Source organism: Nesterenkonia sp. AN1 (assembly GCF_000582475.1).
In the GTDB taxonomy this organism is placed as follows: Bacteria; Actinomycetota; Actinomycetes; order Actinomycetales; family Micrococcaceae; genus Nesterenkonia; species Nesterenkonia aurantiaca.
On the sequence record NZ_JEMO01000019.1, the window covers coordinates 113,118 to 135,476 of the forward strand.

Annotated in this window: 21 protein-coding genes, 3 tRNA genes and 2 pseudogenes; 8 read left to right on the top strand and 18 right to left on the bottom strand. The window is 65.7% G+C overall.

Annotated features, from left to right (window positions below; genetic code table 11):
- Window positions 1–145: 145 nt before the first annotated feature.
- Window positions 146–1,594, bottom strand: a complete 1,449-nt coding sequence (locus BG28_RS10265; protein ID WP_036476405.1) for a mycothione reductase — start codon at window positions 1,592–1,594, stop codon at window positions 146–148.
- Window positions 1,595–1,756: 162 nt separating this feature from the next.
- Between BG28_RS10265 and BG28_RS10270 the strand changes: the two genes are divergently transcribed.
- A complete protein-coding gene (locus BG28_RS10270) occupies window positions 1,757–2,086 on the top strand; it encodes a putative quinol monooxygenase (protein WP_036476407.1) in 330 nt (109 codons plus the stop codon).
- 65 nt (window positions 2,087–2,151) lie between these two features.
- Window positions 2,152–2,937, top strand: a complete 786-nt coding sequence (locus tag BG28_RS10275) for a ParA family protein (RefSeq protein ID WP_036476546.1) — start codon at window positions 2,152–2,154, stop codon at window positions 2,935–2,937.
- Window positions 2,938–3,044: 107 nt separating this feature from the next.
- On the opposite strand, the gene BG28_RS10280 is transcribed toward BG28_RS10275, so the two are convergent.
- From BG28_RS10280 to BG28_RS10340, 15 genes and pseudogenes are all read right to left on the bottom strand, one after another.
- Window positions 3,045–3,650: a MerR family transcriptional regulator gene (locus tag BG28_RS10280; RefSeq protein ID WP_051501304.1), complete on the bottom strand. Its 606-nt coding sequence runs from the start codon at window positions 3,648–3,650 to the stop codon at window positions 3,045–3,047.
- A gap of 194 nt (window positions 3,651–3,844) precedes the next feature.
- Window positions 3,845–4,009, bottom strand: a complete 165-nt coding sequence (locus BG28_RS16510; protein WP_161634829.1) for a hypothetical protein — start codon at window positions 4,007–4,009, stop codon at window positions 3,845–3,847.
- Window positions 4,010–4,107: 98 nt separating this feature from the next.
- A pseudogene (locus BG28_RS16830) lies at window positions 4,108–4,347 on the bottom strand (bifunctional nuclease family protein); the annotation flags it as partial.
- A gap of 14 nt (window positions 4,348–4,361) precedes the next feature.
- Window positions 4,362–5,120, bottom strand: a complete 759-nt coding sequence (locus tag BG28_RS10285) for a MerR family transcriptional regulator (RefSeq protein WP_036476409.1) — start codon at window positions 5,118–5,120, stop codon at window positions 4,362–4,364.
- 91 nt (window positions 5,121–5,211) lie between these two features.
- Window positions 5,212–5,655, bottom strand: coding sequence for an FHA domain-containing protein (locus BG28_RS10290; protein ID WP_036476411.1), 444 nt, complete (start codon window positions 5,653–5,655; stop codon window positions 5,212–5,214).
- Between the two features lie 36 nt (window positions 5,656–5,691).
- The gene (gene gcvH / locus BG28_RS10295) at window positions 5,692–6,078 is read right to left on the bottom strand and encodes a glycine cleavage system protein GcvH (RefSeq protein WP_036476413.1); all 387 of its coding nucleotides are present in this window, start codon (window positions 6,076–6,078) and stop codon (window positions 5,692–5,694) included.
- Window positions 6,079–6,242: 164 nt separating this feature from the next.
- Entirely contained in the window at window positions 6,243–7,490 is a 1,248-nt protein-coding gene (locus BG28_RS10300) for an ABC transporter ATP-binding protein (protein ID WP_036476416.1), read from the bottom strand.
- 21 nt (window positions 7,491–7,511) lie between these two features.
- Window positions 7,512–8,363, bottom strand: coding sequence for a carbohydrate ABC transporter permease (locus BG28_RS10305; protein ID WP_036476418.1), 852 nt, complete (start codon window positions 8,361–8,363; stop codon window positions 7,512–7,514).
- 2 nt (window positions 8,364–8,365) lie between these two features.
- On the bottom strand, window positions 8,366–9,373 hold the full coding sequence (locus BG28_RS10310) for a carbohydrate ABC transporter permease (protein WP_051501305.1): 1,008 nt from the start codon (window positions 9,371–9,373) through the stop codon (window positions 8,366–8,368).
- Window positions 9,370–10,680 carry an extracellular solute-binding protein gene (locus BG28_RS10315; protein WP_036476419.1) on the bottom strand — a complete coding sequence of 437 codons (1,311 nt, stop codon included), beginning with the start codon at window positions 10,678–10,680 and terminating at the stop codon, window positions 9,370–9,372. Before BG28_RS10315 ends, BG28_RS10310 begins: the two co-directional genes overlap by 4 nt.
- Window positions 10,681–10,815: 135 nt before the next feature.
- Window positions 10,816–12,107 (bottom strand): annotated as a pseudogene (gene clpX, locus BG28_RS10320) (ATP-dependent Clp protease ATP-binding subunit ClpX).
- A gap of 124 nt (window positions 12,108–12,231) precedes the next feature.
- Complete coding sequence (locus BG28_RS10325) at window positions 12,232–12,900, bottom strand: ATP-dependent Clp protease proteolytic subunit (RefSeq protein WP_036476420.1); 669 nt, start codon at window positions 12,898–12,900, stop codon at window positions 12,232–12,234.
- 65 nt (window positions 12,901–12,965) lie between these two features.
- Window positions 12,966–13,574 carry an ATP-dependent Clp protease proteolytic subunit gene (locus tag BG28_RS10330; protein ID WP_036476421.1) on the bottom strand — a complete coding sequence of 203 codons (609 nt, stop codon included), beginning with the start codon at window positions 13,572–13,574 and terminating at the stop codon, window positions 12,966–12,968.
- Window positions 13,575–13,782: 208 nt separating this feature from the next.
- The gene (tig, locus tag BG28_RS10335; RefSeq protein WP_036476422.1) at window positions 13,783–15,168 is read right to left on the bottom strand and encodes a trigger factor; all 1,386 of its coding nucleotides are present in this window, start codon (window positions 15,166–15,168) and stop codon (window positions 13,783–13,785) included.
- A gap of 40 nt (window positions 15,169–15,208) precedes the next feature.
- Window positions 15,209–15,282, bottom strand: a tRNA-Pro gene (locus tag BG28_RS10340).
- A 294-nt stretch (window positions 15,283–15,576) separates the two neighbouring features.
- Between BG28_RS10340 and BG28_RS10345 the strand changes: the two genes are divergently transcribed.
- A tRNA-Lys gene (locus tag BG28_RS10345) sits at window positions 15,577–15,649 on the top strand.
- A 213-nt stretch (window positions 15,650–15,862) separates the two neighbouring features.
- Here BG28_RS10345 and BG28_RS10350 read toward each other — a convergent pair.
- Window positions 15,863–16,381, bottom strand: a complete 519-nt coding sequence (locus BG28_RS10350; RefSeq protein WP_036476423.1) for a hypothetical protein — start codon at window positions 16,379–16,381, stop codon at window positions 15,863–15,865.
- A gap of 90 nt (window positions 16,382–16,471) precedes the next feature.
- Here BG28_RS10350 and bcp point away from each other — a divergent pair, with 90 nt between their 5' ends.
- Complete coding sequence (gene bcp, locus BG28_RS10355) at window positions 16,472–16,939, top strand: thioredoxin-dependent thiol peroxidase (protein ID WP_036476424.1); 468 nt, start codon at window positions 16,472–16,474, stop codon at window positions 16,937–16,939.
- A 159-nt stretch (window positions 16,940–17,098) separates the two neighbouring features.
- Window positions 17,099–17,182, top strand: a tRNA-Leu gene (locus tag BG28_RS10360).
- Here BG28_RS10360 and BG28_RS15015 read toward each other — a convergent pair.
- Window positions 17,147–18,169: a hypothetical protein gene (locus BG28_RS15015; RefSeq protein ID WP_133726128.1), complete on the bottom strand. Its 1,023-nt coding sequence runs from the start codon at window positions 18,167–18,169 to the stop codon at window positions 17,147–17,149. The two genes, BG28_RS10360 and BG28_RS15015, sit on opposite strands and share 36 nt — an antisense overlap.
- A 120-nt stretch (window positions 18,170–18,289) precedes the next feature.
- On the opposite strand from BG28_RS15015, the gene BG28_RS10370 reads away from it, so the two are divergent.
- The 3 genes from BG28_RS10370 (at window position 18,290) to BG28_RS10380 (ending at window position 22,358) form a co-directional block, all read left to right on the top strand.
- Entirely contained in the window at window positions 18,290–19,936 is a 1,647-nt protein-coding gene (locus tag BG28_RS10370) for an ABC transporter substrate-binding protein (protein WP_084479644.1), read from the top strand.
- A 118-nt stretch (window positions 19,937–20,054) separates the two neighbouring features.
- Entirely contained in the window at window positions 20,055–21,566 is a 1,512-nt protein-coding gene (locus tag BG28_RS10375; RefSeq protein ID WP_036476426.1) for a malate:quinone oxidoreductase, read from the top strand.
- Window positions 21,567–21,620: 54 nt separating this feature from the next.
- Window positions 21,621–22,358: an alpha/beta fold hydrolase gene (locus BG28_RS10380; protein ID WP_051501307.1), complete on the top strand. Its 738-nt coding sequence runs from the start codon at window positions 21,621–21,623 to the stop codon at window positions 22,356–22,358.
- Window position 22,359 lies beyond the last annotated feature (1 nt).

Genomic DNA, 22,359 nt, shown 5'->3' on the forward strand with positions numbered 1-22,359 from the left:
CCAGCCGCAGCGCTGCTCAGTGGAGCGTGCGGCTGGTGCTTCTTCTCCTGACAACCGGAGCGCCGCGAAATCCATTCCTGGCGCCGCGGCTCCGGCAGGGCAGCACGGCGAGGCACCTGCGGTGAGCGCTGAAGCTCCGCCAGGCTCAGAGCGGGGCGTCCTCCGGGATCGGGACCTCGAGGCCCAGCAGCGCATTCTCGGTGACCTCCATCAGGGCGGGATGGATCCAGTACTGTCCCCGAGCGGCCGTGTAGGCATCCTGGCCGAAGCTCATCGCCTGGATGATCGGCTGGATCAGGTTCGAGGCCTGGTAGCCCATGACGTGAGCGCCGAGGATCTGCCCGCTGCGGCGGTCCGCGATCACCTTGAAGATCCCCTCGCCGTCCTCCATCGCCCAGCCGTAGGCGGTGTCGCCGTATCGCTGGATCTTGGTGGTGAGGTTCTCCGCACCTACGGTCTCTGCGGCCTGGACCTCGGTGATTCCGACCTGGGCCATCTCTGGGAAGGAGAAGATCGCAGAGGGGATGGCCTCGTGCCGCGACGCGCGGATCCGGTCCGGGTGCTCCAGGTTGTGGGCGACCACCCGGGCCTCCTGGTTCGCGACATGCTTGAGCATCGCCTCGGAGCTGACGTCGCCCAGTGCGTAGAGACCCGCAACGGGTTCGCCCTGGCTGAGCACTCGCTGGTATTCATCCACCGTGAGGCGCCCGTCGGAGTGCACGTCGAGACCGACCTCTCGAGCACCGATCAGGTCGGTGTTCGGCATGCGACCGATGGCCACCAGGACCGCGTCCACATCCTGGTGCTCGACACGGCCGTCGGAGGTGACCAGCTCGACGCGCAGCCCCTCACCGTGCTCGGCGATCCGGGTCGCGGTGCGCTGGTAGTGCACCGTCCAGTTCTTCTCGGCCTCGGCCGAGAAGGCGGCGGAGATGTCGGCGTCCATGGCGGTCATCAGCCCCTGGCTGCGATTGACCTGAATGACCTCGGTGCCGAAGGCGGAGAACACCCCGGCGAACTCGCAGGCGATGTAGCCGCCGCCGATGATCAGCAGCTTCTCGGGCCGCTGCTCGATGCGCATGATGCTGTCAGAGGTGTGCACCCCAGGCAGGTCGATTCCGGGGACCTGCGGAAGCACCGGCCGGGAGCCGGCGGCGATGACCAGCTGGTCGGCCTCCGCGCGGACACCGGACTCAGAGACGAAGGCGAAGGGTGGCTGGCTGAAGTCCCCGGTGAGCGTGACCTGCTCCGTCACCAGGTCAACGTGGTCCAGCTCGACCTCGCGGTACTGCCGGCCGCCGGCAGAGATCGCGTCGATCCGGCCGAAGACCCGGTCACGCATCGCGGACCAGTCCACCTCGGTGGTCTCCTGGGTGACGTTGAGCCGGGCCGCTTCCACCGGCCCCCGGGCCAGCGCCGCCGGGCGGACGAACATCTTGGTCGGAATGCACCCCACGTTCAGGCAGGTGCCGCCGAAGGCCGCCGTGCTGCCGGAGCCCTTGTCCGCCAGGACCACGCGCTTGTCATCCCAGAAGGGTGTGATCAGGGAGTTCCCGGAGCCGGAACCGATGATGGAGAGGTCGTAGTGGGCCATGTGACAATCCTAGACGCGACCGTCGGGTGATTCTTCCCAGCCCGGGCTCGGGGCCGTTTCGGGAATCCCTGGGCGCCCGGCTCGGTTGTCGTGGAAGACTCACCCGCGTCTGCGGCCTGTCGCCGCGGATGCCTCAACCCGACCCACACCAAGGAGCAGCCCATGATCCTCATCGTCGTGAAATTCCAGGTCAAGCCCGAGCTGGCAGACCAGTGGCCCGCCATCACCGCTGATTTCACCGAGGCCACCCGGGCCGAGCCCGGCAACAAGTGGTTCGACTGGTCCCGCAGCCTTCAGGACCCCAACGAATATGTGCTCATCGAAGCCTTCGACGACGACGCCGCTGGCCCGCACGTGGAATCGGCGCACTTCCAGCAGGCGGTCAGCTCAGACGGAGCCATGGCGCAGGCGCTGGTCTCCACCCCGAAGATCATCTCGCGCCAGATCGAGGGTGAGGGCTGGGAAGAGATGGGTGAGATGAAGATCAGCTGATCCATCCCTTCCTGCGCGGAGCGCCGGGGCAAGGATCACAGCAGATCATCCCTATGATGGGGAGCGTGCAGATCTTGAGTGTTTCCAGTCTGAAAGGCGGGGTCGGTAAGACCTCGGTCACTATGGGCCTTGCCTCGGCCGCCCTCCACCAGGGGGTGCGGACTCTCGTCGTCGACCTGGACCCGCACGCGGATTCCACCACCGGGCTGGCCGTCACCCGCGGCACCGGCACTGAGGCCGGGCAGCTGCTGCGCGATGCCAAGCGCACCACCCTGAGTGACCACGTGGTCCGCTCCGGCTGGCTGGACCTGCTCCCCGCAGAGCAGCGCTCCGAGGCGACACTGGACGTCGTCGTCGGCTCCGCGCTCTCGGCGGCCTTCGATCGTCCCGATATCCGGCCTCGCGATATGCGTCGACTCCGCATGATCCTCGATCGGGTCAGCGGCTATGACCTGGTGCTCATCGACTGCCCGCCCTCGTTGGCAGGTCTGACCCGAATCGGCTGGTCGGCATCGGACGGCGTGCTCCTTGTGGCTGAGCCGAGCCTGTTCTCCGTGGCCGGCACCGAGCGCACGATGCGTGCGATCCGGATGTTCTCCAACGAGTACGCACCGCAGCTGAAGTCCGCCGGCGTGGTGGTCAACCGTGCCCGTGCCGACTCCGCCGAGCACGAATACCGCCTGCTGGAGATGGAGCGGCTCTACAAGGACAAGCTGATGCTCCCGGTGCTGGAGGAGAACCCGTTCTGGCAGCAGATCCAGGGCGCGGCGTACCCGGTGCACCAGTGGCCCGGCGAACAGGTCAAGGACCTGGCGAAATCCTTCGACCAGCTGCTCAAGCAGCTGGTCTGACACAGCAGCTGGTCTGACACAGCAGCTGGTCTGACACAGCAGATAAGGACCGCTCCTCATCGAGGGGCGGTCCTTTTGCGTGTGCCCCGCGGGGCGAAGTCTGAGGGTTAGGAGGCTTGGGAGCGACGCGCTCTGAGCTGGGCGAGTTCATCTCCGGCTGAGCCGAAGGCCTCAAGCTCGGGAATGGCCTCGGGCTCGGTGCGCTCCCGTGGAAGCTCCACCAGGCTGGCTTCGACCTCGCGCCACACCCGGCCCACGGCGATGCCGAAGACTCCCTGTCCGCCCTGCACAAGGTCGATGACCTCGTCGGCGGAGGTGCATTCGTAGACCGAGGCGCCGTCCGACATCAGGGTGATCTGGGCGAGGTCATCGACGCCGCGTTCGCGCAGGTGTTCGATCGCGCTGCGGATCTGCTGCAGCGAGACACCGGTGTCCAGCAGACGCTTGACCACCTTGAGCACCAGTACGTCGCGGAAGGAATACAGTCGGGCCGAACCAGAGCCGGCGGCGTTGCGCATAGAGGGTTGCACCAGCTTGGTGCGCGCCCAGTAGTCCAGCTGACGATAGGTGATCCCTGCGGCGGCGCAGGCCACGGGCCCGCGGTAGCCGAGCTCCTCGTCCAGCTCAGGCCGACCGTCGCTGAACAGGGGCTGCTGGGCAGCTGCCTGCCCTGGCCGTACACGCTCGGTGCCCGCGTGCGATTCTGGACCCACCTGGTAGCCTCCTGAAGTGCCGGACTCCGCTGGGAAAGCCCCTACCCGGCGCCGCGAGAGCGGCGAGGAAGGCGCCTGCGAAGGCCTTGTCCCTTGACGGTATTGCCGCAGCCGCGCAGGGTCAAAGACATTTGAGTTTTACTCTACGGCGTGTCGCGAAGTTCCACCAGTGACGAGCTCGCATCGGCCCTGGTTCACTCGAAGTCACCCGGCTCGGCATCGTCGAGGAACCGGCGAAATTCCTTGATCTCGTCCTCGGAGATCGGACGCTGTCCCGTGGCTGCGGTGCGCGGTGTGATGCCCACCCGGGTGAGCATCTCGCGCTCCATGGTGACCAGACACTGCACCCGCACCGCCACGGCGATCGCATCGGAGGCGCGGGCGCGAAGCTGCGGCCGCTGACCAGGGTGATGGTCCCTCGGTAGGTCGATGAGTCCAACATGCCGATCTCCACCGAGCGCACTCCCGAGCCGAGCCGAGTCATGACCTCGGCGAGCAGATCGTGGGTCATCGGGCGGGGTGGGATCTTCTTCTCCATGGCCATCGCGATGGCGTTGGCCTCAGCTGGTCCCACCAAGACGGCCACATGAAGATTGTCCAGGCCGGGTTCTGCGCCGCGGAGCACCACAACAGGCTGTTTCGATGGGAGCTCGATCCGAACACCCACGACATCCAGCGGCACAAGCTGGCTCTCCATGGTTCAAGTCTAGGTCAGTTCTTGTCCAACTGCTCCACTGAGGTGTCCATGATTGAGCCGCGCAGATCTTTGAGGCACTGGAGCATCTCCTTGGAGGACTCCGCGACTCGCGCCCGGGCGGCAGTGTCCCTGCGGGCAGCATGCGGGGCCATGGCGCGTGAGATCAGATCCAGCTCGTTGTCCGCGGAGCGGCGGATGTTGACCAGATGCTTCGGTTCGAGCCCATAGCGCGCCAGGACCCGGACCGCTTTGACGGCCTTGAGATCGTGGTGGCTGTAGTTGCCCTCCGCGTCGGCCGCGATGATCCGGAACTTCTCCAGCGTGTCGAGCATCCCGCGGGTGGCGCCGGAGTGGGCGCGCAGCTCCTTGCGCGACATCGGGCGAATTCGTCCGGTGATCTGGGCGGCCATCTCATCGGTGACTTCGCGGGGACCCACTGGGGCCGCCTGCGGCAGCGCCTCCGGGGTATCCCCGGAGTCGATGGCGTCCATGGTCTGTTTGATGACATCCAGCGGCATGTACCGGTCGCGCTGCAGCGCCAGGATGAAGCGGAGTCGCTCGACGTCGGCCGCGCAGTACTTCCGGTAGCCCGATGCGGTGCGGGCGGGTTCCACGAGATCGCGCTCTTCGAGGAAGCGCAGCTTCGATGCGGTGAGGTCGGGGAACTCGTTCTGCAGCTCGCGCAGAACCTCGGAGATGGTGAAGACATGCGTGGCGGCGCGCTCGGTGGGAGTCGCGGCCGGTTTCGGCTTCGACGCTGCTGAAGCACTCACTGCATGTCCTCTTTCGGGCTTTGGGGGCGAGACGAAATCATCCTCAGGATAACGTTTCCCTCCGGTCCGCCCTGGCATTGTGGATCACCGGTCAGTCGGATTCCTTGGATCCGGCATAGAAGGTCAGCCGGAACTTGCCGATCTGCACCTCATCGCCGGGCTTCAACGCGTACTCGTCTACGCGGTCGTGATTCACATACGTGCCGTTGAGGCTGCCGAGATCTCGAATCTGGAAGCCCAGTCCCTGCCGGGTCAGTTCGACGTGGCGCCGGGACACGGTGACGTCATCGAGGAAGATCCCTGCCTCAGGGTGCCTGCCGACGGTGGTCAGATCTTGGTCCAACAGGAAGCGCGCCCCCTGGTTTGCACCGCTGTGGGCGATCAGAAGCGCCGAGTTCCTGGGCAGCGCCGCGATGGCCTGCCTGTCATCTTCCGAGAGATGAGGCTCCCCTGCGTGCGCCTCTGCCGGCGGCAACGAGATGCTCGTCGTCTCCGCCGCACTTTGACCGTTGTCACGATTTCGCGTGCTCTCCACGTCGCCTCCTCTCGCCGGGCTGCCTGCTGGCGGCCTTCAGCCTACTTGGTTTTTGTAGTCCGCGGCACTGAGCAGAGTGTCTGCCGCTGCGGATTCTGCGAGCTTGATCTCGAACAGCCAGCCCGCCGCATAGGGGGCGGAGTTCACCGCTCCGGGATTCTCGTCGAGGTCCGTGTTGACGGACACGATCTCCCCCGCGACCGGGGCGAAGATGTCAGAGACCGACTTGGTGGATTCCACCTCGCCCACCACGTCGCCGGCTGCAACCGTCGCACCGACCTCAGGATGCTCCACGTAGACGACCTCGCCGAGGGCGTCCTGGGCGAAGTCGGTGATGCCCACGCGCACCACGAGTGAATCCTCGGTGGTCCCGATCCACTCGTGCTCGGCACTGTACTTGAACTCTTCGGGGACGGTGCTCATGGTGGCGCTCCAACTCTTCGGCCTGGTGTTGACTGCTCAGCCAGACGGTCGCCCCGCGGCGGCCTGCCCTGCTGAGCGTCAGGTCTGTCTTGTAAATAACTTAGCATCCCGGGCTCGCCGGGGGGTGTGACCGTGCAGGTCAGCGGCGAACGAACCCGCCCCGGTCAGGACTGCTTGGCGACGAACCGCTCGGCATCGCGCTTGCGGTCCTCGCGGGCCTCACGGGTGAGCTCCGCGCCAGCTTCCTCATCCCGGGTGAGGTTCTCACCGGTGCCCGGGTCGAAGAGGTGCATTCTGCGGGTGTCGAGCCAGAGCTCGGCGGTGTCCCCGCTGCGGAAGCGCGAGGTGGCATCGACCTCGACCACGAGCTGGGTGCGCAGCTCATCGGCGTCCATCTCCTCGGCGAGGTTGCGCAGCGTCTCCTGGACCCGCTCGTCGGTCTCGTAGGAGACATAGGCGTACTGCTCGTTGCCCATCCACTCGCTGTGGCTGATCTCCGCGGTGAAGGTCGTGCCCTTGGAGAGCTGCGCCTCGCTGAGCTGAGAGGCGTCGTCGAAGAACTCTGGACGGATCCCCGCCAGCACGATGTCACGGCCTGCGCCGGCCTTGGCCGCGCGGTCCGGGATCTCGATCTTGCCCAGCGGCGTGGAGAAGATGTTGCCCTCCACGGTGCCGGGCAGGAAGTTCATCGACGGTGAGCCGATGAATCCGGCGACGAAGAGGTTCGCGGGCTGCTCATAGAGCTCTCGCGGAGAGGCGATCTGCTGGAGCAGGCCCTTCTTCAGCACTGCTACCCGGTCCCCCAGGGTCATCGCCTCGGTCTGATCGTGGGTGACGTAGACGCTGGTGGTGTTGAGCTCGCGCTGGAGCCTGGCGATCTCGGCGCGCATCTGACCGCGCAGCTTGGCGTCGAGGTTCGAGAGCGGCTCATCGAAGAGGAAAGCGTCTGCCTCGCGGACGATGGCGCGGCCCATGGCCACGCGCTGCCGCTGACCGCCGGAGAGGTTCGCCGGCTTGCGCTCCAGGTGTTCGGTGAGCTCGAGCATGGTCGCCGCGTGGCGGACCTTCTCATCGATCTCTTCCTTGGTGAACTTCCCCTTGGTCAGCCGCATCGGGAACGCGATGTTCTCGTAGACGGTCAGGTGCGGGTAGAGCGCGTAGCTCTGGAACACCATGGCGAGGTTACGTTCGCGCGGGGCCTTCTCGTTCACGCGCTCCCCGCCGATGAGCAGGTCACCCTCGGTGATGTCTTCCAGGCCCACGATCATGCGCAGCAGCGTGGACTTTCCGCAGCCGGAGGGTCCCACCAGGATGATGAACTCGCCGTCCTCGATGTCGATGGAGATGTCATTGACGGCGGGGAAGCCGTCGTCGTATTTCTTGACGAGATTCTGAAGCGTGATGGATGACATTGCAGTGGAGTCCTTATCTACTCAGCCCTTGACGGCGCCCTGGGTCAGTCCGGAGACGATCTGGCGCTGGAACAGCAGCACCAGAACGACGACGGGGATGGTCACGATGATGGCGGCCGCGGAGATCGCGCCGGTGGGTTCCTCGAACTGCGAGGAACCGGTGAAGAAGGCCAGCGCCGCGGGCACCGGTCTGGCGGCCTCGGTGGAGGTCAGGGATATCCCGTAGACGAAGTCGTTCCAGGCGATGAAGAAAGCGATGATCGCGGTGGTGAACACGCCCGGCATGGCCAGCGGCACGATGGCCCGGCGGAAGGCCTGCCATTGGGTGGCGCCGTCCACCTGCGCGGCCTGCTCGAGGTCCCAGGGGATCTGCCGGAAGAACGCCGCCAGGGTCCAGATCGAGATCGGCAGGGTCAGTGACAGATACGGGATGATCAGACCGAGCCAGGTGTCGTAGAGCCCGATGTTGCGCCACAGGTTGAACAGCGGGGTCACCACGGAGATCACCGGGAAGATCGACACCGCCAAGGCGGTGCCCAGGATGATCTTCTTGCCCGGGAAGTTCAGCCGCGCGATGGCGTAGGCGCACAGCGTGGCCAGCACCACCGCGATGAACGTGGCGATCAGCGTGATGCCGATCGAGTTGCGGAAGGCGGTGAGGAACAGACCCTGGGCATCCCCGAAGAGGATCATCTCGTAGTTTTCCCAGGTCAGGCTGCTTGGCAGGAAGCTGGCATTGCCGAGGTCGGCCTGGGTCTTGAAGCTGGTGGCCAGGATCGCGGCCACGGGGAAGAGCGCGTATCCCATGACGACGATGGTGAGCGCCGTCCATCCGAGCCTCTGCTTGCCGGTGAGCTTGCCGTTGGAGGCCATCTCTACTTACCTCCCTTTGCATCGGTCCCGCTGGCGAGATCGACCTTGAAGAACTTGATCGCGATGACGCAGATCAGCAGGACGCAGGCGAACAAGATCACCGAGACGGCGGAGCCGAGTCCGATCTCGAGCCGCCCGATCGAGGTCCGATAGGCCAGCAGCGAGAGCACCTCGGTGCCGGCTGCGCCGTTGGTCATGATGAAGACGTTGTCGAATATTCGGAAGGCGTCGAGTGCGCGGAAGAGCACCGCGACCATGATGGCGGCCTTCATGTTGGGAAGGATGACCCGGGTCATCTGCTGCCGCCAGCTGGCACCGTCGACCTTGGAGGCCTCGACCAGCTCATCGGGGACCTGCGCGAGGCCGGCAAGGAGCAGCAGGGCGATGAACGGTGTGGTCTTCCAGATCTCCGAAGCCATGATCACCGTGATCGCGGTGCCGAAGTTCGCGAACCAGTCGAGGTCGCTGTCGATCCCGGGCACCCAGCCGAACCAGCTGTTCACGAAGCCGGAGTTGATGTCGAACATGTAGTACCAGGCGAAGGCGGAGACCACGGTGATGATGCCGTAGGGCACCAGGATCGCGGTGCGCAGCGCCCCACGGATCCGCAACAGAGCCTTATGCATCACCAGCGCCAGTCCGAACCCGAGGACCAGCTCCACAGCCACGGTGACCACGGTGACCAGCACCGTGACTCCCAGGGCAGACCAGAAGACTCCGGTGTCGGAGAGGATCGTCATGTAGTTCTGCAGGAACACGAAGGAGCGGTCATCCGGCGAGGTGAGCCGGAAGGAGAACAGCGAGTCGTAGATCGCCTGGGCGATCGGGTACGCGGTGACCGCGAGCATGATGAAGAAGGCAGGACCGGCGATCAGCCAGCCCAGGCGGGCCTCAGACTTCGCGCGGTTGGTCCGCTTCTTCCCGCTGCCGTTCTTACGGTCGGCAGTCCTGCCATGAGACGCGGCGGCTTCGCGCTTCTGCCGCCGCGAGGTTTCAGGTGCGGTTGTCACAGGAGACGCTCCCCTCTGAGCACTTCGACGATGAAGGCATCGGTCTGTGTGGGAGTCTGTTCTGCATTGACCCCCGAGATGGGTGTGAACTCCTGCTGGATCGCGGTGGAGATCTCGTTGTAGAAGGGAGTCTGAGGCCTCGGTGCTGCGTTCTCCAGCGCCTCTCGGATGGCATCGGCCATCGGGAAGTCGTCCTCGAGGGCCGGATCCTCGTAGGCGGCCTCCGAGGAGGGAGGGTTGCCGTTGGTGATGAAGTACTCGGTCTGGTTCTCCGGGGCCACGATGCACTCGATGGCCTCGAAGGCGAGCTCCTGGTTCTCGGAGTCGGCGCCCACGGCGAGGTTGATGCCGCCCAGCGGGGGTGCCGAGGCGGTGTCCTCGTCGACCCGGGGGTACTGCGCCCAGCCGATGTCATCGACGAGCTCGGACTCGACGGCGCCCTCCTCGGCGGCGGCGTTGGTCGCGGCCCAGACGAAGGGCCAGTTGACCATGAAGGACCCCTGATCTCGCTGGAACAGCAGCATCGACTGGTTCTCGTCCATGGACGCAACACCGGGGCCAGCCAAGCCCTCGGAGCCGATCATGCCGATGATCTCGGCGGCCCGCGACCCGGGTTCGGTGTCGAGGTTGGTCTGCAGGTCTGCGGCAGGCGCCTCGGGGTTGGCCAGGATCGACTCGCCCTGGGACTCTACGAGCGCGTTGAGCCAGACGGTCATGGACTCGGCTCGGATCCCCTGGACGCCGAGCAGCTTGTCCTGCTCGAGCGCGGTCTCGATGACCTGGTCCCAGGTGACCGGCTCGTCCATGTCGAGTCCGGCTTCCTCCACCACGGATTCGCGGTACCAGAGCAGCTGGGTGTTGGCCCAGAACGGGACGGTGACCAGTTCGTCGTTCCACATCGCCCCGGCGAGGGCACCCTCGAGGGTGTCTTCGGTGGTGCGTTCTGCGACGTCCTCCGGGACCGGGGCCAGGAACCCGGGCTCAGCGAGCTCCGGGATGAACGGCGGGTCCAGGGACATGATGTCCAGCGAGGAGTCGTTGGCCGCAAGACGCCGGGCCAGCTGCTCGCGCTGGGAGGGTGCGTCGGCGGGCAACAGCGAAGTCTGGATCGTGTAGGCGCCCTCAGCCTCCTCGGTGCAGAGCTGCGCCAGCGTGGCCTGTCCGCCGTCGTCCGGGTTGATGTACCAGGTGAGGACGGGGACGTCCTCACTGTCGGAGCAGCCGCTCAGCAGGATGGCTGCCGCGAGTGCGGTGCCGGCTGCTCGAACCGTCCGTCCCCTGCGCGGGGAACCTTGGGATTGACCCATGAATCTTCCACCTCTCGTCACCCGGCGCGGTGGCCCGATCACTTGATGTGGCCTAGGCCACGACGTGTGATCGAGCCTACACCCCAGCTCCTGTCCAGCAAATAGACAGGCTCCGAAAAGGGTGAAAAAGGCAGGTCAGGCGGACTTCTTGCGGAACTTCTTGGCTTCGGACAGGGTGACCAGTTCCGCCTCGGCACCCTCACGGACGACCGCCGCGGTGATGGTCACCGTGGCGACGTCATCGCGGGAGGGCAGCTCAAACATCACCGGCCCCAGCACGTTCTCCAGGATGGAGCGCAGACCGCGGGCACCGGTGCCGCGCAGCTCCGCCTGCTCCACCACGGCGCCGAGTGCCTCGGGAGTGAACTCGAGCTCGATCCCGTCGATGGAGAAGATCTTCTGGTACTGCTTCACGAGCGCGTTGCGGGGCTTGGTGAGGATGTCGGTGAGCGCGGCGGCGTCGAGCTGTTCGACGGTGGCGATCACCGGGAGCCGGCCGATCAGTTCAGGGATCAGTCCGAATTTGTGCAGGTCCTCCGGTTCGACGTCGGCGTAGCTGGCCTCGGTCTTGGTGATCGTGGACAGCGGGGCGCCGAAGCCGATGCCCTTGCGCCCGGCACGGGACTCGATGAGCTCCTCGAGCCCGGCGAAGGCCCCTGCGACGATGAACAGGATGTTGGAGGTGTCGATCTGGATGAACTCCTGCTGGGGGTGCTTGCGCCCGCCCTGCGGAGCCACCGAGGCCACGGTCCCTTCGAGGATCTTCAGCAGCGCCTGCTGAACTCCCTCGCCGGAGACGTCGCGCGTGATCGAGGGGTTCTCCGACTTGCGCGAGATCTTATCGATCTCGTCGATGTAGATGATGCCCTGCTCGGCCTTCTTGACGTCCCCGTCGGCGGCCTGGATCAGCTTCAGCAGGATGTTCTCCACGTCTTCACCGACGTAGCCGGCCTCGGTGAGGCTGGTCGCGTCGGCCACGATGAAGGGAACCTGGAGCTTCCGAGCCAGGGACTGCGCGAGGTAGGTCTTGCCGGAGCCGGTCGGGCCCACCATCATAATGTTGGACTTGCCGATCTCGACGTCGTCCAGCGGACCCTTCTCCAAGGAGGTGGTCTTCTTCGCCGAACCGGTGGCCTGGATGCGCTTGTAGTGGTTGTGCACCGCGACAGAGAGCGTGCGCTTGGCCTTGTCCTGCCCGATCACATACTCGTCGAGGAAATCGTAGATCTCGCGGGGTTTGGGCAGCTCGAAGTCATCGGGCTCCTGCACCTCATTGAGGTACTCCTCGATGATCTCGTTGCAGAGTTCGATGCACTCGTCGCAGATGTATACGCCGGGCCGGCGATCAGCTTATAGCGGACCTGCTTCTGGCTCTTGCCGCAGAACGAGCACTTGAGCAGATCTGCACTCTCACCGATGCGTGCCATGGACGTTGAATCCCCTTAAGAACTGTTGTGCTTTTCGGCTCTAGCGTACTCCAGGGCACTGACACGTTCGGGGACGTCCCGAAGGAACGTCCCCGAACGGGTCGAGATCTTCAGCTCATGTGCCTCAGAGCGGAAGCTTGCGTGAGGCCAGCACCTCGTCCACCAGGCCATAGTCCTTGGCTCCGGCGGCGGAGAGGAACTTGTCACGGTCGATGTCCTCGGCGATCTCGTCCGGGGACTTCTTGGTGAGATCTCCCAGCACGTCTTCCATCCACGTGCGGATGCGGCGCACCTCATCGGCCTGGATCTGCAGATCCGTGGCGGTGCCGCGGGTGCCCCCCACGGCAGGCTGGTGGATCAGCACGCGTGCGTTCGGCAGCGCCAGGCGCTTGCCGGGCGTGCCTGCGGCCAGAAGCACCGCTGCGGCGGAGGCTGCCTGACCCAGGCAGACCGTCTGGATGTGCGGCCGGACGAACTGCATCGTGTCGTAGATGGCGGTCATCGCGGTGAACGAGCCGCCCGGGGAGTTGATGTAGAGCGTGATGTCGCGCTCGGAGTCCATCGACTCGAGCACGAGCAGCTGCGCCATGATGTCATCGGCCGAGGCGTCGTCGACCTGGCTGCCCAGGAAGACGATGCGATCCTCGAAGAGCTTCGCATACGGGTCCTGGCGCTTGAAGCCATAGGGCGTCCGCTCCTCGAAGGAGGGAAGGATGTAGCGCGAATCCGGCATGCCGGGGCCGCTGGGCTGAGCCGAGGGGAGGCCCTGTGCCGAAGGATCAAGTGGGTTCATGTCAGATGTGCTCCTGTGGTCCTGGTGCGAATCGTGGGCTGAAGGCGATCTGGTCCCGTCAGGGATCAGACTCCCCCGCCTCCGGAGACGGTGGAAGACCGCTGAGCGATCTTGTCGAAGAAGCCATACTCGAGGCCGTCCTCAGCGGTGAACCACTTGTCACGGGCGTTGTCCCGCAGGATCGTCTCGAGGCTCTGGCCGGTCTGCTCGGCGGTGAGCTCCGCCATGACCTGCTTCATGTGCTGGATCAGCTGCGCCTGGATCCGGACGTCAGACTCGGTGCCTCCGATGCCGCCCGAGGGCTGGTGCATCAGGATGCGCGCATGCGGGGTGGCGAAGCGCTTGCCCGGGGTGCCCGAAGAGAGCAGGAACTGTCCCATCGAGGCGGCGAGGCCGGTGGCGACGGTGACGATGTCGTTCGGGATGAACTTCATCGTGTCGTAGATCGCCATGCCCGCGGTGACGGATCCGCCCGGGGAGTTGATGTAGAGGTAGATGTCCTTCTCGGTGTCTTCAGCCGAGAGCAGGAGCAGCTGTGAGCAGATGGCGTTGGCGTTGTCGTCGCGGACCTCTGAACCGAGCCAGATGATCCGTTCTTTGAGCAGACGGTTGTAGATGTAGTCGTCGCGGGACGCGGGGTCCACGCTGGACATGCTCGGCAGGCTCTGGGTCATGGACTCATCCTCCACTGGTGGGTAAATCTGGGGTCGGCACTTGCAGTGCCCTCGGCAAGAACATTACTGGTTCCCCTGCTCCAGGTGAGCCCCTGACCCGGGACTGTTCGCTGTTGGCACACGGTTTCTACCAGCAGAGAACGCCTGGATGCACAGAAGGGCCCCACTTCACGTGTGAAGTGGGGCCCTTCTGTTGCTGCAGGCTGAATCAGCCCTGCTTGGTCTCCTCGGAAGCCTCAGCTTCAGTGGTCTCAGACTCAGTGGCCTCAGCCTCAACAGCCTCAGCCTCGTCCTCATCTCCGGCGGGGGTGACGAAGTCGGTCAGGTCCACGAGGTTGCCCTCGGTGTCCTTGACGACGGCGAGCTCGAGCACCTTGGCCAGGGCCTTGCGACGGCGAACCTCGCCCATGATCATGGGGACCTGGCCGGCCTGGTCAAGCATCTGCGCGAACTGGTTCGGCTCCATGCCGTACTGCGAGGCGGTGGAGACGATGTATTCGATGACTTCGCTCTGCTCGACGCCGATCTCTTCCTTCTGCGCGATCTCGTCGAGGACGAGCTCGTTGCGGAAGGCCTCGGCGGTCTGCTTGGAAAGCTCCTCGCGGTGCTCCTTGGTGTCGTGATCGTCACCGACCTCGTGGCCCTGCGAGGCGAAGTGCTGCTCGACCTGCTCGGTTACCACGGACTCGGGCACGGGGACATCGATGAGCTCCATCAGCTTCTCGAGCACCTTGTCGCGTGCTTCCACGCCCTGCTCCACGACGAGGTTCTCCTCGGCCTTGGACGTCAGGTCGGCGCGAAGCTCCTCGATGGTGTCGAACTCCGAGGCGAGCTGAGCGAACTCGTCGTCGGCCTCGGGCAGCTCGCGCTCCTTCACGGATTGCAGGGTGACCTTGACCGAGGCGGTCTCACCGGAGTGATCGCCGCCGGCCAGAGTGGTCTCGAAGGTGGCGTCCTCGCCGGCCGAAAGGCCCTCGAGGGCCTCGTCGATGCCCTCGAGCATGGTGCCTGCGCCGACCTGGTAGGAGAGGCCCGAAGCGGTGTCGACCTCTTCCTCCCCGACGGTGGCGATCAGGTCGATGGTCACGAAGTCGTCGTTGGCGGCGGGGCGCTCGACGTCTTTGAGCGTGCCGAAGCGGGCGCGGAGCTCATCCAGCTGCTCTTGGACTGCTGCTTCGTCTGCCGAGCGGGACTCAACCTCGATCTCGAGGCCGGAGTACTCCGGCAGCTCGATGACAGGCTTGATGTCCAGCTCACCGGTGAACTTGAGCACGCCTTCGTTGGTCTTGACGTCGGGGATCTCTTCGATCTCCACCTCAGGACGGGACAGCGGGGCGAGCTCGGCCTCGGCCAGGCCCTGCTGGTAGAAGTCGTTGAGACCATCATTGATGGCCTGCTGCATCACGTACTCGCGTCCGACGCGCTGATCGATGATCGGAGCCGGCACCTTGCCCTTGCGGAAGCCGGGGACCTGGACCTGCTCGGCGATGCTCTTGTACGCCGCCTTGATCTTTGGCGCCAGCTCCTCGGAAGTCACCTCGACGGTGAGCTTGACGCGGGTCGGGTTCAGATTCTCTACGGTGCTCTTGACCACGTGTGGGGCTCCTGATCGATGACTGGTGAATCGTCTGCTGTCGGGGTGACAGGATTTGAACCTGCGGCCTCACGCTCCCAAAGCGCGCGCTCTACCAAGCTGAGCTACACCCCGATTGACTGTCCGCCCTGCCGTGCGGCCGCGCCGCATTGGATCGGCGGGCCTCCGTGAGGACTTCAGGCGGACCGGTCCACAGTACCGTGTCCTCCCCCGAGGCGACGAATCCTGCGCCATGTGCCCAGGTGAGCCCTCGAATAGGGCACTCACGCCGGACAGAGGCGATCCGGTCCGGTGAGAGCACGGTCACCCATTCTCAATTGGCGCACCCGCAGACCTGGTGCTAGAGTTCTATGTCGTTGCCCTGCTGAGATGCAGAGCAGCGAAAGGCAGTACAGCGCTTGTCATTAAGGGCCTCTAGCTCAATTGGTAGAGCATCAGACTCTTAATCTGCAGGTTTCGGGTTCAAGTCCCGAGGGGCCCACTTTTAGAGGGCAGGCGCTGTGGCCAGAATCAGGCCGCCGGATCACGAATTCATCGTGCACCGGCGGCCTTTTTCGTGCCCTCGCCCGGTCTCATTGTGGCCCGCCGCCGCGGGCTCGTGGCGTGCTGCCGCGGGTTCATGCGGTGCCGCAGCGACGGGAGCACCCCTCCGGAGCCTGTCCGCCTCCCGCAGGTCGCCCGCGGGAAGCGTTGCTCAGGCGGCGTTCATCCGCTCGACCACGTCCATGAAGTAGTCGATGAATTCGTAGAAGTCCGCCACGTCCCGGCCCTGGTGCAGCGCGGTCTCGGGGAACTGGTCGAAGCGCACCTGCGAATGGAGGTCCAGCTTCGTCCGTCTGCCGGTAGAGAGGGTCACCTCGACGACGTTGTCCTGTGACGCCATCCCGGCAAGGTTCGTGAGGTTCACCAGTGTGGGAATCGCCGCCGCGGCAGGGCCCGGTTCTTCCCCCCTGCGCAGGGTCTCGACCCGGCTGAGCGCGTCATCGAGATCCACCGGGCAGAGCACGATCTCGATGGGTTCTCGGCGGTAGCCCACGAGCAGCAGCGACCCGCCCCAGGCGCGGGCGGCGCCGGTGTCGGCCGGGGCCCCCAGCCGGTCCACCGTGCAGAGGATGTTGTAGGACCCGAAGTTCATCACCGAGGCGTCGAAGCTTGCACGCAGGGCATCGACCAGCAGCTGCTCCGGCTGGCTGCGCTCGGTGAGGATGACCATGGGTGCCTCGACTCTCGCGGGGGCTGGGTCGATCTATTCTACGGATAGGCTGGTTCTGGCGCATCAGCCATACCGTTGAAAGGACCTTCGATGAGCATTCGACTTGAGACCGGCGACACCGCTCCCGACTTCAACCTGCCGGCCGCCGGCGGGGATTCGGTGAGTCTGGACCAGCTGCGCGGGCAGCGGGTCATCCTTTACTTCTACCCCAAGGCCTCGACACCAGGGTGCACCACTCAGGCCTGTGACTTCCGCGACTCGCTGGACTCTCTGGCCGCCTCGGGCTACACGGTCCTCGGCATCTCACCGGATCCGGTGTCTGCTCTGGCGAAGTTCACGCAGGAGCAGTCCCTGAGCTTCCCGCTGCTCTCAGACGAGGATCACTCCGTGGCGGAGTCCTACGGCGCCTGGGGCGAGAAGAAGAACTACGGCCGCGTCGTCGAGGGACTGATCCGTTCCACCATCGTGCTCGACGAGGACGGCAAGGTTGCGCTGGCCCAGTACAACGTGAAGGCCACCGGCCATGTCGCGCGTCTGCGCGAGAAGCTCGCCGCCTGAATCAGGCCGTGAGTCCTCAGTCCGGAATCTGAGCTGATTCGTCGCCGGTCCCGGGCACTGGCCCTTTCCCCGCGGCCTCGCCGGCCCGGGCTCAGGGCTGAGGCTCCTGTAGACTGAGGCGTCGCGGCGAGGAGTCCAGGTACTTCGCCAGCGGCAGCTGCGGGCGTGGCGGAATTGGTAGACGCGCTGGATTTAGGTTCCAGTGTCTTAGACGTGGGGGTTCAAGTCCCCCCGCCCGCACCACGCGAGCCTGGGCCCATGCTGGGTCTGACCCGCCTCGTCGATCACGCGTTGCAGGTCCTCGGCGGTGAAGAAGTCCAGCGGCACCAGCACGCCTTGCGGACCGGGCGCACTGCGCAGCTTCTTCGCCACTGCGGCCACGAGCAGCGCCGTGCTTCCATAGTCACTGAAGGCCTGTATCCCCACGCTCCGGGTCACCGGCTCCCCGCCGCGCCGTCCGCTCGCCTCCACGCTGAGCCAGATCGTCTCCGGGACAGAGGGATCATGCCGTGGGGTGATTCTCACCCCGCTCCTCGTGATCAGCCGCAGCAGACCCGACCTGCGCAGCGCGGCGATCATCGAGGTGAACCGGAGGTCCGACCACCCCGTGTAGTAGCGGACCTCGCCAGCCCGGAACCGCTGCAGCAGGACCTCCCGCTCATCGCAGCGCATCAGCCGCACCGGGACCGGCCGCTCACCGAATCTCATCCTGCGCCGAAGCCTGAACCCCGGAGTCAGGCCCTTCCTGGTCGGGACCGGCTGCGAGATCTTGCTGAGCATGTCGCGCACCCCGACCGGCCCGACCAGCGCATTGGTGCTCTGGAGCAGTCCCAGATGGATCTCAGAGACCTCATCGAAGGTCGAAACAAGGTCGGCCGCCAGAATGCCGCTGAGCCCGGGATAGACCCCACACATCATGACCAGCGGCACCGGAGATCCACCAAGCTCCCGCTGGGTGGCGCGCAGCAGCGCGCCTTCGTGGGAGACATCGATGCAGGGAATCCCCAACGCGGCACAGACCCGCTGGACTCGAGGCTGATCCTGCGGCACCGCCACCACCACCAGGTCCGCCGCTGCGGCCGAAGCACGGATGCTCATCTCCTCGCGGACATCGACTCGTCGCGAGCCCGGTTCGCCCTGGGACCGCACTCCCCTGATCAGCGTCACCTCGCGCTGAGTCAGCAGCGCGGTGCAGATCTGCTGACCCAGCGCGCCGGAAGAGCCGATCACCAGGATCCTTGGCATAGCTCGATCATGGCGCACAGATGGGCTACACGGAAGGGGCTCGGGTAGTCTGAACGGCGACCAAGGAGCAGCCCGCAGGTCCTGCGCCGATCGAAAGGACGCGAGATGCCATCACCCATGCAGCGCCGTCGCTTTCTCGGTGCGCTGGGACTGGCGGGCTCCGCCGGCGCGCTGCAATGGCCCGCTTCCGGATCCACACCCGGCTCCCCCGTGCCCGCCCGGGCCACCGAGAGCCCCGATCAGGCACGATCGGGCAGCGTCGTGCTCTCTGCGGTCTCTTCTGTGATGTCGATGGACCCGGCGCTGTCGGTGGACACCGAGACCGAGCGGGTCTGCCGGCAGGTCTTCGAGACCCTGGTCGGGATCGACGGCGAGACCGGTGCCACCGCCCCGCTGCTGGCCACGGACTGGGATGTCAGCCGTGACGGGCTGACCTATACCTTCACGCTGCGCGAAGACGTGCTCTTCCATGACGGCAGCGACTTGACCGCCGAGGTGGTGGTCGCGAACTTTCAGCGCTGGGGCCGGATGAACGAGCTGCTGGGCTCCGGCGCTCCGGCTCGGACCACGCTGGCCTTCGAGTCGGTCTTCGGCGGATTCTTCGACGACGACGACTGCTTATTGGAATCGGTGGAAGCCGCCGACGAGTTCACCGTGGAGCTCGTGCTCTCCGAGCCGCTGGTCTTCCTGCCGCAGGCGCTGGCGATGCCCGCCTTCGGGATCGCCTCCGCGGAGGTGTTATCCGGAAACGACCCCGAGCTCCTCTCCCGGCGACCCCGAGGCACCGGCGCCTACCGGGTGCTCAGCGTGGGCCAGGACGAGGCGGTGCTCGTGGCGTTCCAAGACTATTGGGACGGGGAACCCCCGGCAGAGCGAGTGACCGTGCGGACGCTCCCCCGTTCCTTCGATCGGCTGCGGGAGCTGCAGCGCGGCGAGATCGATGTCTATGACTACATCACCGCGGACAATCTGCGTTCGCTGGTGCAGTCCGGCCGGCTGATCCTGCAGCGTGATCCCTTCTCAGTCCTCTATCTCGGCTTCAACCTGGACCACCCGGTGATGGGAGATCTGGACGTGCGTGAGGCTGCGGCGCGCGCCATCAGTCTCAGCACCCTGGTCGAGTCGTATTTCCTGGAAGGCAGTCGGCCGGCCTACCAGTTCACCCCCGCGGCGCTGGGCGTGCACTCGGAACAGGCCACCCGGTACGGCTACAACGTCGAGGAGGCGCGCGAGCTGCTGGCTGAGACCGGCTACGACGGTGAACCGCTGCGCCTCTACTATCCGATGAACGCCACCCGCAGTTACTTCCCGCGCCCGGAGGCGGTGTTCGCCTCGATCGCGCGGGACCTCACGGCGGTCGGGTTCAACATCACGCCCCGACCGGTGTCCTGGGACGACGGGTACGTGGATGCGCTGCTCGGCGACGATGATCGGGCGATGCACCTGTTGGGCCGCAACGGCGGGTACCGGTCGCCGCACTCGTTCTTCGGACCGCTGTTCTCGCACCGCACGCCTGAGTTCAACTACGACTCCGCAGAGGTCCGTGGACTGATCCGGGACGCGCGCAGCGAGGATGATGAGCAGTCACGCAATGACATATACCGGGAGATTGCAGACCTGGTCGCCGAGGACCTTCCCGCGCTTCCGCTGGTACATCCGATCTCCGGAGTGGCGCTGGGCCGGGGCGTGGCTGACTATCCGATCTCCCCGGTGCTGCACGAGCTCTTCAAGGACATCACGCCGAGCGACTAGGTCCCTTCCCCGGGCCGTGCTGGATTTCCCGGGCTCGCGCGCGCGCGGGTAGAGTCGATTCAAGGACAACGCGTACCACCCCCGGGTCTCATCAGGGGGAACACTCAAGGAGAATTCTGTGGCCAAGTCATCGTCGACCAGCGCTCAGCAGTCCAGCGAAGGGCAGAAGTTCGACGTCGTGCTCATCGGCGCCGGGATCATGTCCACCACTCTCGGTGCCATGCTCAAGGAGCTGGAGCCGAACTGGTCCATCGGACTGTTCGAAGCCCTGGACCAGGCGGGCCAGGAGTCCTCCGATCCCTGGAACAACGCCGGCACCGGCCACGCCGCGCTGTGCGAGCTCAACTACACCCCCCGCGGAGCCGACGGCAAGGTCTCCACCGCGAAGGCCCAAGGCATCAACGAGCAGTTCACCGTCTCCAAGCAGCTGTACTCGCACTGGGTCAAAGAGGGAACGATCGGCTCGCCGCGCACCTTCATCAACGGCCTGCCGCACATCAGCTTCGTCTGGGGCGATAAGAACGCGCAGTACCTCAAGGACCGCTATGAGGCGATGAAGGCCCAGCCGCTCTTCTCCGACATCGTGCACACCGAGGACCACGCGGAGATCGCCGAATGGGCCCCGCTGCTGATCGAGGGACGCGATCCTGCTCAGCGGATCGCCGCGTCGAAGTTCGACACAGGCACCGATGTGGACTTCGGTTCGCTCACCCGCCAGCTGGCGACCCATCTGGACAGCAGCGGCGCGGATCTGCGCTACGGCCATGAGGTCCAGTCGGTCAAGCGCGGGGTGGACGGCCGGTGGGACATCAAGGTCAAGGACAAGGCCACCGGAGACCGCAGCGTGGCCAGTGCCCGCTTCGTCTTCGTCGGCGCCGGCGGTGGAGCGCTGGGACTGCTCCAGGGGGCAGGCATCGACGAGATCAAAGGCTTCGGAGGCTTCCCGGTCTCGGGCAAGTTCCTGCGCAGCACCGACCCCGCCGTCGCCGCACAGCACCACGCCAAGGTCTACGGCCTGGCCTCGGTCGGTGCGCCGCCGATGTCGGTGCCGCACCTGGACACCCGCTTTGTCGAAGGCCGACGCACGCTGATGTTCGGGCCCTACGCAGGGTTCTCCACCAACTTCCTCAAGAGCGGCTCCTTCATGGACCTGCCGCTCTCGGTCCGCCCACACAACCTGCTGCCCATGTTGCAGGTGGGCAAGGACAACACCGATCTGGTGACCTATCTGGTCAAGGAGGTCACCAAGTCCTCGAGCTCGAAGTTCGAAGAGCTGCATGCCTTCTTCCCCAGCGCCGGCTCGGAGGCCTGGGAGATGATCACCGCCGGTCAGCGGGTGCAGGTGATGAAGAAGAACGAGAAGGGCAAGGGCGTGCTGCAGTTCGGCACCGAGCTGATCTCCGCCCGGGACGGCTCCATCGCCGGGCTGCTCGGGGCCTCCCCCGGTGCCTCCACGGCGCCGTCGATCATGTTCTCCCTGCTCGAGCGGTGCTTCGGTGCGCAGATGGACCGGTGGCGGCCGAAGCTGGAACAGATGGTCCCCTCCTTCGGGCGGGCGCTCAACGAGGAGCCGGGACTGCTCTCCGAGATCACTGCAGAGACCGTCGCGACCTTGCAGCTGCAGCCCTGATCCGTGGCGCGTCTTGAGTTTCCGGCCCCGGAGTCTGTGCGGACCCCAGCAGGGTTGACGCTGCACACCTGGACCCATCAGGACCCCACCGGGCCACCGGTGCTGCTGATCCACGGCTTTGCCAGCAGCACGCTGTTCAACTGGGTGAAGACTGGTTGGCTCGACCCGCTGGCGAGGACCGGGCGCAGCATCATCGCCGTGGACCTGCCCGGGCACGGTGCTTCCCAGGACCTCAACCCGGTGGAGGTCCGGGTCCGGGACATCCTCGCTGATCTCAGCTCGCACCTGCTCCAGCAGGGGCACGAGACGGTCGCCGTGCACGGGTACTCGCTGGGCTCTCGGCTGGCCTGGGAGTTCAGCGCGGCCCACCCGGAGATGGTCACGCACCTGGTCATGGGTGGCTCCCCCACCGATGATCGCCTCGGCGCGCTGAAGGCCAAACAGGCCCGGCTCTGGGTGCAGGAGGGCGTGCGACCGGTGGATGACCTGACGCGCAACCTGGTGACCCTGGCGGGAGCCCTGCCCGGTGCCAATGTGCCGCACACCGTGGAGCTGCTGCTCAGCCTCTCGGCGGACCCCTACGACCCTGCCTCCTCGGTGCCCCCGGTTCCCACTCTGGTGGTGGCCGGCTCGCAGGATGAGATCGCCGCCGAGGCCGCCTCCCTGGTCCCGCTGGTGACCGCCCGAGGCGCAGTTGCGGCGTTCGTGCAGATCCCCGAGCGTGACCACATCAATGCGGTGACCTCACGCGACTATAAGGCGGCCGTGGTCAGCTTCCTGCAGACCGGCTGAG

Excerpts from the sequence above, each read along its gene's own strand:
- BG28_RS10265 (WP_036476405.1), bottom strand. The coding sequence starts at position 1,594 with ATGGCCCACTACGACCTCTCCATCATCGGTTCCGGCTCCGGGAACTCC.
- BG28_RS10270 (WP_036476407.1), top strand. The coding sequence starts at position 1,757 with ATGATCCTCATCGTCGTGAAATTCCAGGTCAAGCCCGAGCTGGCAGAC.
- gcvH (WP_036476413.1), bottom strand. The coding sequence starts at position 6,078 with ATGAGCACCGTCCCCGAAGAGTTCAAGTACAGTGCCGAGCACGAGTGG.
- BG28_RS10300 (WP_036476416.1), bottom strand. The coding sequence starts at position 7,490 with ATGTCATCCATCACGCTTCAGAATCTCGTCAAGAAATACGACGACGGC.
- BG28_RS10305 (WP_036476418.1), bottom strand. The coding sequence starts at position 8,363 with ATGGCCTCCAACGGCAAGCTCACCGGCAAGCAGAGGCTCGGATGGACG.
- BG28_RS10315 (WP_036476419.1), bottom strand. The coding sequence starts at position 10,680 with ATGGGTCAATCCCAAGGTTCCCCGCGCAGGGGACGGACGGTTCGAGCA.
- BG28_RS10325 (WP_036476420.1), bottom strand. The coding sequence starts at position 12,900 with ATGAACCCACTTGATCCTTCGGCACAGGGCCTCCCCTCGGCTCAGCCC.
- BG28_RS10330 (WP_036476421.1), bottom strand. The coding sequence starts at position 13,574 with ATGACCCAGAGCCTGCCGAGCATGTCCAGCGTGGACCCCGCGTCCCGC.
- BG28_RS10350 (WP_036476423.1), bottom strand. The coding sequence starts at position 16,381 with ATGGTCATCCTCACCGAGCGCAGCCAGCCGGAGCAGCTGCTGGTCGAT.
- bcp (WP_036476424.1), top strand. The coding sequence starts at position 16,472 with ATGAGCATTCGACTTGAGACCGGCGACACCGCTCCCGACTTCAACCTG.
- BG28_RS10370 (WP_084479644.1), top strand. The coding sequence starts at position 18,290 with ATGCCATCACCCATGCAGCGCCGTCGCTTTCTCGGTGCGCTGGGACTG.